The following is a 7967-nucleotide window of genomic DNA, read 5'->3' as shown; positions in this document are numbered from 1 at the left end:
GGCTACATAAAATTAATAAAAAGCTCTATTACGTTGGTCGTAGTAGGGCTTTTTTATAACCTAACTTAGGGAGCGTTAATCTATACAAGCACAGTGAATAAATAGATTTGAGTTGCAAGATTGCGTAAATTTGTGATATGAGGTGATAGTATGAGATATGAAGGTTCGCTATATAGACCACCTAGTGAAGCCTATAGTCTAATAGTTCAAGCTACTATAGGATGTACTCACAATAAGTGTACATTTTGTTCTATGTATAAGGATAAAAAATTTAGGATTAGAAATACAGATGAAATAATAGAGGATTTTAAGATAGCAAGAGAAAAATATAAATATGTGAAAAGAATTTTTATTGCAGATGGAGATGCACTAGCAATAAAGACTGAAGAGTTAGTAAAAATCTTTTCTTTTATTAAACAGTTTTTTCCACAATGTGAGCGAGTAGGGATATATGGTTCACCCAAGGCCATATTATCTAAGAGTGATGAAGAATTAGATAGATTAAAATCTTTAGGGTTAGGAATTATATATCTTGGGGTAGAATCGGGGTCAGATAAAATATTAAAAGATATCAAAAAAGGTGTTACTAGAGAAGAAATGATTAGGGCGGGAAGAATGGTGGTTAAATCGGGTATAGAGCTTTCCGTAACTCTTATTTCTGGAATAGGAGGACAGAAAGACTCCTATGAACATGCAGTAGAGTCTGCTAAAATAATTAATGAGATAAATCCCAATTATGTAGGACTTCTTACTTTGCTAGTTGAAGAAAGCACTCCTCTTTATAAGGATGTACAAAATGGTAAATTTACTCTCTTAACGCCTAAAGAAGTTCTTCTAGAAACTAAGAAAATGGTCGAAAATCTTAATGTAGAGAATTGTATTTTTAGGTCTAACCATGCTTCGAATTATGTAGCATTAAAAGGAACCTTACCTAAGGATAAAGATATAATCCTATCTCAGATAGAAGAAGGATTGGAGATAGCCAATTTAGAAGAAAAAGATTTATTTAGAAGACTGTAGCAAGTCTTCTTTTTTATGGAAAAGTTTCTATAAAAAAACATTGTATAATTAATGAAACAATGATATAATAACTGAAGGAAAAATTGACTAGCTTATTGAGTTGTATATAGACCTTACGCAGTCTTGAAATACAAATTTGTTCACTCATAACATTTGTGCAAATTTGGATCTCGCTGTGTTTGACTTACTAAAGCTCACTTACATCTAAGTTAGGTCATAAACTTTTAAATCAGTCCTGTGAGGCTGGAAAGGAGAGAAAATAAATGGTTGATAACGTAATTAAGAAGTCTGTTGCTTCAACAGGCGAAGAAATGTCATTATTAGGTAATTCAAAAAAGGTAATATTAGCACTTCAACATCTTATAGCTATGTTTGGGGCAACAGTTTTAGTTCCTATAATAACAGGATTAGACCCATCAATAGCTCTATTCTCGGCAGGTATTGGTACACTTATATTTCACGCTTGTACAAAGGGAAAAGTTCCCGTATTCTTAGGTTCATCCTTCGCATTTATTCCAGTGATTTTAACAGTAAAAGAACTTTATAATGGAGATTTATCTTATGCTCAAGGAGGAATGGTTGTAGCAGGATTAATCTATGTGCTCGTATCTTTCCTAATAAAGAAAATAGGTGTGGAAAGAATACAAAGATATCTTGCTCCTCAAGTAGTAGGACCTATGATTATAGTAATAGGTATGAATATGTTACCAGTGGCTTTTGGTATGGCAAAGGAAAATCTTCTTATAGCCGCTATAACATTAGGAACAGCACTGACTATAAATTTTAAAGGAAAAGGATTTATAAAACAATTAGCAATTTTAATAGCAGTTATAGTTGGATATACAGTTTCATATAAAATAGGAATAGTAAACACAGGAGCAATTCGTAAAGCATCTATACTAGCAATGCCAAGTTTTAGACTACCCAAATTTGACTTAGGTGCTATAGCAATTATTGCACCAGTAGTACTAGCGGTATTTATGGAACATTTAGGAGATATAACTACTAATGGTCAAGTAGTAGGTAAAAACTTTATAGAAGATCCAGGTTTAAATAGAACATTATTGGGAGATGGATTGGCTACTACAGTAGCTACATTAATAGGTGGACCAGCAAATACAACTTACGGAGAAAATACAGGTGTACTTGCCATAACTAAAAATTATGATCCATCAATTTTAAGGCTTGCAGCAGTATTTGCAGTAGGATTAGCTTTTATAGCTAAAATAGGAGCTTCATTATCAACTATACCAACGGCTGTAATGGGCGGAATTTCTTTGATGCTATTCAGTATGATATCCTTAATAGGAGTAAAGACTATAAGAAATCAAGAAGTTAAATTTAACTGGAAAAATATTATTGTAATGGGCACAATACTTGCTTTAGGCTTAGGTGGAGAGTATCTATCTAAAAAGTTAGGAATTACAATAGGAATTCCAATAAATGAAAATGTAAAGATTGCAGGACTAAGTTTTGCAGCATTAATTGGTATAATAATTAATGCAGTATTGAATAGAAAATAGAATTTAATATATTATATATAAAAATTTATAAAAATTCCTCTCTTATTTTAGAGAGGAATTTTTATAATTAATAAGAAAGTGTTGCCTTATCTTTTTTAGTTTGTAACTTTTCCTATATGAGTTTAAAAAAGACCTTTAATGCGGTGACAGATAATTTTTCTATATTATTGAGATGGTTTAGAATGAATATTATTATATAAGAAATTTTTAATGAAACTATTTTGTTAAAATAGACAAAACTACTAATAAAGTATAAAATAGATAACAGAGTAAATTTGAAAAAGGAGTTTTTCTATGAGTAAGAAAATAATAATTATTGGTGGTGGAGCAGCGGGAATGATGGCGGCTTTATCGGTAAAGAGAAATGGCGGAGATGCTTTAATACTGGAAAAAAATGACAGAGTAGGAAAAAAACTTTTAGCCACAGGAAATGGAAGATGTAATTATACAAATAAAAACTTAAATATAAATAATTATCATGGAAACAATCCAAAGTTTGCATACAGTGCATTATCTGAGTTTAATGTAGAAAGAACTATAGAATTTTTTGAAAGCTTAGGTATAACACCAGCCGTAGAAGATAATGGAAAGGTTTTTCCTTTGTCTTTTCAAGCTTCATCTATGTTAGATGTACTGAGATATGAAATAGAAACTCAAGGAATTGAATTAATTACGGAAGCCCAAGTATTTGAGATAAAAAAGAAAAATCAATTTACTGTAACACTTAAAGATAAACGAATATTTGAAGGGGATAGGGTAATTATAGCAACAGGTGGTATGGCATTACCATCTAGTGGTTCTGACGGTAATGGATATAATCTATGTAAGAAACTAGGGCATACAATTACAGAGATATTTCCTGGTTTAGTACAATTGAAACTGGAGAGTAAATTTCTTAGAGCATTAGATGGAGTAAAATTTCTTGGAGTAGCAGGGATATATATAGATAATAAGTTAATATTAGAAGATAGTGGGGATATTCTTTTTACTTCCTATGGTATTTCAGGACCACCAGTACTTCAATTGAGTAGAACTGCTTTAGATTATATGAATAAAGAAAAAAATGTAGAGTTAAGAGTATCTATAATTCATACTAAAACCCAAGAAGAATTATTGGAATACTTAGTAAATAGATTTAAACTTATGCCAAATAAAACTATAGAAATCGCTCTAATAGGACTAATAAATAAAAGACTTATTATTCCCCTACTTAAGGAAACAAATATAGATAAGAATAAAAATGCAGCATCTTTGTCTAAAGATGAGATGAGAAAGCTTTCAGAAATACTTACTTCTTGGAGTTTTAAAGTTATAGGATCTCAGTCTTGGGGAAATGCTCAAGTAACAGCAGGTGGTGTAAATACTGCGGAAGTAGATAATAAAACTATGGAATCAAAAATTGTTAAAGGACTATATATAGTAGGGGAATTGTTAGATATAGATGGAGATTGTGGAGGATTTAATCTTCAATGGGCTTGGTCATCAGGCTATATTGCAGGACTAAATGCAGCTAAGAACTAAGAAAGTGGGGAAGCTAAATGCTAAATTTAAATAATAAATTGAAAGAACTAGATGAGAATAATAAGCATATAAAAGTATCAATAATTGGTGCAGGACTTATGGGTAAGGGTATGGTAAGCCAAATGATGTTGGTAAAAGGTATGAAACCTTCTTTAGTTGTTAGCAATCAAATATCTGACGCTCTAGAGGCTTATACTTTAGCAGGTGTATCTCAAGCAGATATTGTAATAGCTAAAACTCTTGATGATATTAATATTGCTATGGAAAACAATAAATATGTTGTAACAGATATAACGGAGTATGCTACTAAGGCAAATTTAGTTGATGTAGCAGTAGATGTTACAGGGGTACCAAATGCAGGTGCAAAGATAGCAATGGATGCAATACAAAATAGAAAGCATATTATAATGTTAAATGTTGAAGCAGATGTGGTAGTAGGGCCTATACTTAATAAAATGGCTAAAAAGGCAGGAGTAGTATATACAGGTACAGCAGGAGATGAGCCAGGTGCAGTTAAAGAAATCTTCGATTTTGCAGAAGCTACTGGATTTGAAGTATTAGCAATTGGTAAAGGCAAAAATAATCCAATAGATTATGATTCAACTCCTGATACTGTAAAAGAAAAGGCATTAAAATCAAAACTTAAACCTCTTAGACTGGCTTCCTTTATAGATGGAACCAATACTATGGTGGAAATGGCAGCAATGGCAAATGCTACAGGATTTATACCAGATATACGAGGTGGTTATGGACCAACAGCTGAAGTAAATAATTTACCAAAGATATATAGTCTTAAAGAAGATGGTGGAATATTAAACAAATATAAAATAGTAGATTATGCCCATGGTATAGCTCCAGGAGTATTTGTCGTTGTGACTACATCACTTCCGCAAGTTCATCATGAAATGCAGTTTTTAAAGATGGGATCGGGACCAAATTATGTACTTTATAGGCCATATCATTTAACGAGCTTAGAAACACCAATATCAATAGCAAAGGCTTATTTTTATAATGAGGCTACAATTGCACCTATTTATGACAGACCAGTAGCTGAAGTAATTACAATGGCTAAAAAAGACTTAAAGAAAGGTGAAAAACTAGATGGCATAGGCGAATATACAGTACTGGGAAGTATAGACACATACGAAGTAGCAAAAAAAGAAAACTTAGTACCAATAGGTCTTATAAATGACAATGCAATAGTTAAGAAAGATATTAAAAAAGGTGAATTTATTACTTATGATATGGTGGAATTAGATGCATCTACAGAGATATATAAATTAAGGAAGATGCAGGAAGAAATTTAACCTTCAGTTTGACATAAACTAATATAAATGGTAACATGATGACTGTAATTTAATAATCAAAAATAGGTTCTACGGACTACTGGTCTATAGATTAAAAGGGAAGATGGGTATAAATCCCACACGGTCCCGCCGCTGTGATAGTGTAGTCTTTTCCATATACCACTGGGAAACTGGGAAGGTGGAAAAGATGCTAATGCTTAAGTCAGAATACCTGCCTATTTTTAATTACTATGACTTTACGGAAGATAAAGAGTAGGTCAAAATTATCTGTTTATAAACAACCCTATTACTATCTAGTTAAAGGGTTGTTTTTTGAATTAGCAGGAGGAAAAGATATGGAAATGAGTAATTGGATATGAAAAAGGATTGCAGGAATGAAATTAAACAAGGATTATTTAAAGGGCGGCCTATTTATATAGGTATTTCTACTATGCTTTTTATAGTATTAATATTTTCTATGTTGTTATCTATAGCTATGGGTTCAGTTCATATTTCCATAAAAGATATATATAAGATTATAAATTTTAAGATATTCTCTATAGGAAACCAAAATGAACTTCCTAGCAATGCTATAATAGATATTATATGGTTTATAAGACTTCCACGAATTATATTGTCTATTTGCATTGGTATGGGTTTATCCATATCGGGAATAGTGATGCAAGCTATAGTTAAAAACCCACTGGCAGATCCTTATATTTTAGGTATATCTTCTGGTGCATCTTTAGGTGCAACTTTAGCTATTATGTTAGGAGTAGGCATTTTCCTTGGACCTAATTATGTTGGAATATGTGCTTTTATAGGAGCATTTACTATATCTATACTGGTAATGATTATGGCTAATGTCAATGGAAGACCTAACTCAACAAAACTATTATTATCAGGTATGTCTCTTAATACATTATGTTCAGCTTTTTCTAGTTTTATAATATATTTTTCTAAGAATAAGGAAGGTATAAAAACTATTAGCTATTGGTTAATGGGTAGTCTTGCAGGGGCTAAATGGGAGGACATAAGATTGATATTACCTATAGTAATACTTACTACTATTTTTTTTATAACCCAGTATAGGACATTAAATCTAATGCTTCTTGGTGATGAGGTTTCTATTACATTGGGAAAAGATTTACATAGATATCGGCTTGTATATTTAATTATAATATCCTTAGTTATAGGACTGACAGTATATTCATCAGGCATTATAGGATTTGTAGGGCTTATTATTCCGCATATTGTTAGAATATTATTTGGAACAGACCACAAAAAGAATATTTTAATTACTGCCTTAATGGGATCAATATTTTTAATATGGGCTGATGTTTTAACTAGGATAATAATACCAGGCAGTGAGTTGCCAATAGGTATCATTATATCTATGATAGGTGCTCCAACTTTTATTTATTTAATTATTAATAAATCATATGGTTTTGGGGGTAAGGGATAGTGGAACTTAACTCTAAAGGATTAAATGTATTTTTAGGTGGCAAGGAAGTATTGAAAGACTTAGATATGAATATAAGTAATAGAGAATTTGTTGGAATAATTGGACCTAATGGATGTGGTAAAAGCACTTTATTGAGAACCTTTTATCGTATATTGAAACCTAAAGGGGGCACCATATTAATAGATAATAAAAATATAGATGAGCTTTCACTAAAAGAAACTGCAAAAGACATTGCAGTAGTTTCTCAACATAATGATCAGGATTTTGACTTTTCAGTATTGGATATGGTTTTAATAGGCAGAACACCTCATAAAAAATTCCTAGAAAAGGATAATCGGGAGGACTATAAAATAGCTTTGGATTGTCTGAAAAAAGTAGATATGCAGGATTTCACAGATAGAAAATATAATAGTTTATCTGGCGGAGAAAAACAAAGGATAATTTTAGCTAGAGCCTTAGCTCAAAAAACTAGATGCTTAATTTTAGATGAGCCTACAAATCACTTAGATATAAAATATCAGCTACAATTTATGTCTATAGCAAAATCCCTTAATATCACAATTATATCGGCTATTCATGATTTAAATATAGCTGCCTTATATTGTGATAAGATATATGCTATGAAGGATGGTAGAGTGGTCAACCATGGTACACCAAGAGAAGTTATAACTGAAGAATTAATAAAAAAATTATACGGTGTAGATTCAAAGATATCTATAGAACAGGAAACTAATAGGATAAATATAGTATATAAGCCCTTTTATTTAAAGGAATAATTTCTCTTGACAGATGGCTCAGTATTGAGTATATTAATATACAAGTGAAAATATATGCTTTGACAAGGATAGTAGCAAAATATGTTTATTAAAGAGAGATAATCATTTGGTGGAAGATTATTATAAATAGTTTTGTGAAGATCACCTTTGAGCATAATACCTGAATGGAGTAGGGTATTACGTGAAGACGTTATACTTATTAAGTGACAAAAAGTATCTATTTACTTTCTGTAATTTGGGTGGTACCGCGGAAATTTCGTCCCTAAGTCAAAGACTTAGGGACTTTTTATGACCTAACTTAGCGAACGATAGTGAGCTTTAGTAGGTCAAACGCAACGAACGCCAAATTCATGCGAATGATAATGAGCAAATGAAT

The 7967-nt window shown here is 31.5% G+C and carries 6 protein-coding genes, 1 riboswitch and 1 other annotated feature; all 6 genes read left to right on the top strand.

What is annotated here, in order from left to right; translation table 11 throughout:
- Positions 1-150 precede the first annotated feature (150 nt).
- Positions 151-1020: a radical SAM protein gene (locus tag RT714_RS15765; protein WP_313758950.1), complete on the top strand. Its 870-nt coding sequence runs from the start codon at positions 151-153 to the stop codon at positions 1018-1020.
- Between the two features lie 263 nt (positions 1021-1283).
- On the top strand, positions 1284-2543 hold the full coding sequence (locus tag RT714_RS15760; RefSeq protein ID WP_313758949.1) for a uracil-xanthine permease family protein: 1260 nt from the start codon (positions 1284-1286) through the stop codon (positions 2541-2543).
- A 294-nt stretch (positions 2544-2837) separates the two neighbouring features.
- Positions 2838-4064, top strand: coding sequence for an NAD(P)/FAD-dependent oxidoreductase (locus tag RT714_RS15755; RefSeq protein ID WP_313758947.1), 1227 nt, complete (start codon positions 2838-2840; stop codon positions 4062-4064).
- 17 nt (positions 4065-4081) lie between these two features.
- Positions 4082-5371, top strand: a complete 1290-nt coding sequence (locus RT714_RS15750; RefSeq protein WP_313758946.1) for an NAD(P)-dependent oxidoreductase — start codon at positions 4082-4084, stop codon at positions 5369-5371.
- Between the two features lie 47 nt (positions 5372-5418).
- A riboswitch (cobalamin riboswitch) is annotated at positions 5419-5605 on the top strand.
- Between the two features lie 121 nt (positions 5606-5726).
- Positions 5727-6815: an iron ABC transporter permease gene (locus tag RT714_RS15745; RefSeq protein ID WP_313758944.1), complete on the top strand. Its 1089-nt coding sequence runs from the start codon at positions 5727-5729 to the stop codon at positions 6813-6815.
- The gene (locus RT714_RS15740; protein WP_313758942.1) at positions 6815-7591 is read left to right on the top strand and encodes an ABC transporter ATP-binding protein; all 777 of its coding nucleotides are present in this window, start codon (positions 6815-6817) and stop codon (positions 7589-7591) included. Before RT714_RS15745 ends, RT714_RS15740 begins: the two co-directional genes overlap by 1 nt.
- 50 nt (positions 7592-7641) lie before the next feature.
- Positions 7642-7858 (top strand) — a binding site (T-box leader).
- Positions 7859-7967: the final 109 nt, after the last annotated feature.

Source organism: Tissierella sp. (assembly GCF_032104385.1).
Taxonomy (GTDB): Bacteria; Bacillota; Clostridia; order Tissierellales; family Tissierellaceae; genus Tissierella.
Note: the sequence above shows the minus strand (reverse complement) of the source record. Positions and strands in the feature narration are given on the sequence as shown.

Coding starts and splice junctions, on each gene's coding strand:
- RT714_RS15760 (WP_313758949.1), top strand. CDS start 1,284: ATGGTTGATAACGTAATTAAGAAGTCTGTTGCTTCAACAGGCGAAGAA.
- RT714_RS15745 (WP_313758944.1), top strand. CDS start 5,727: ATGAAAAAGGATTGCAGGAATGAAATTAAACAAGGATTATTTAAAGGG.
- RT714_RS15755 (WP_313758947.1), top strand. CDS start 2,838: ATGAGTAAGAAAATAATAATTATTGGTGGTGGAGCAGCGGGAATGATG.
- RT714_RS15750 (WP_313758946.1), top strand. CDS start 4,082: ATGCTAAATTTAAATAATAAATTGAAAGAACTAGATGAGAATAATAAG.
- RT714_RS15765 (WP_313758950.1), top strand. CDS start 151: ATGAGATATGAAGGTTCGCTATATAGACCACCTAGTGAAGCCTATAGT.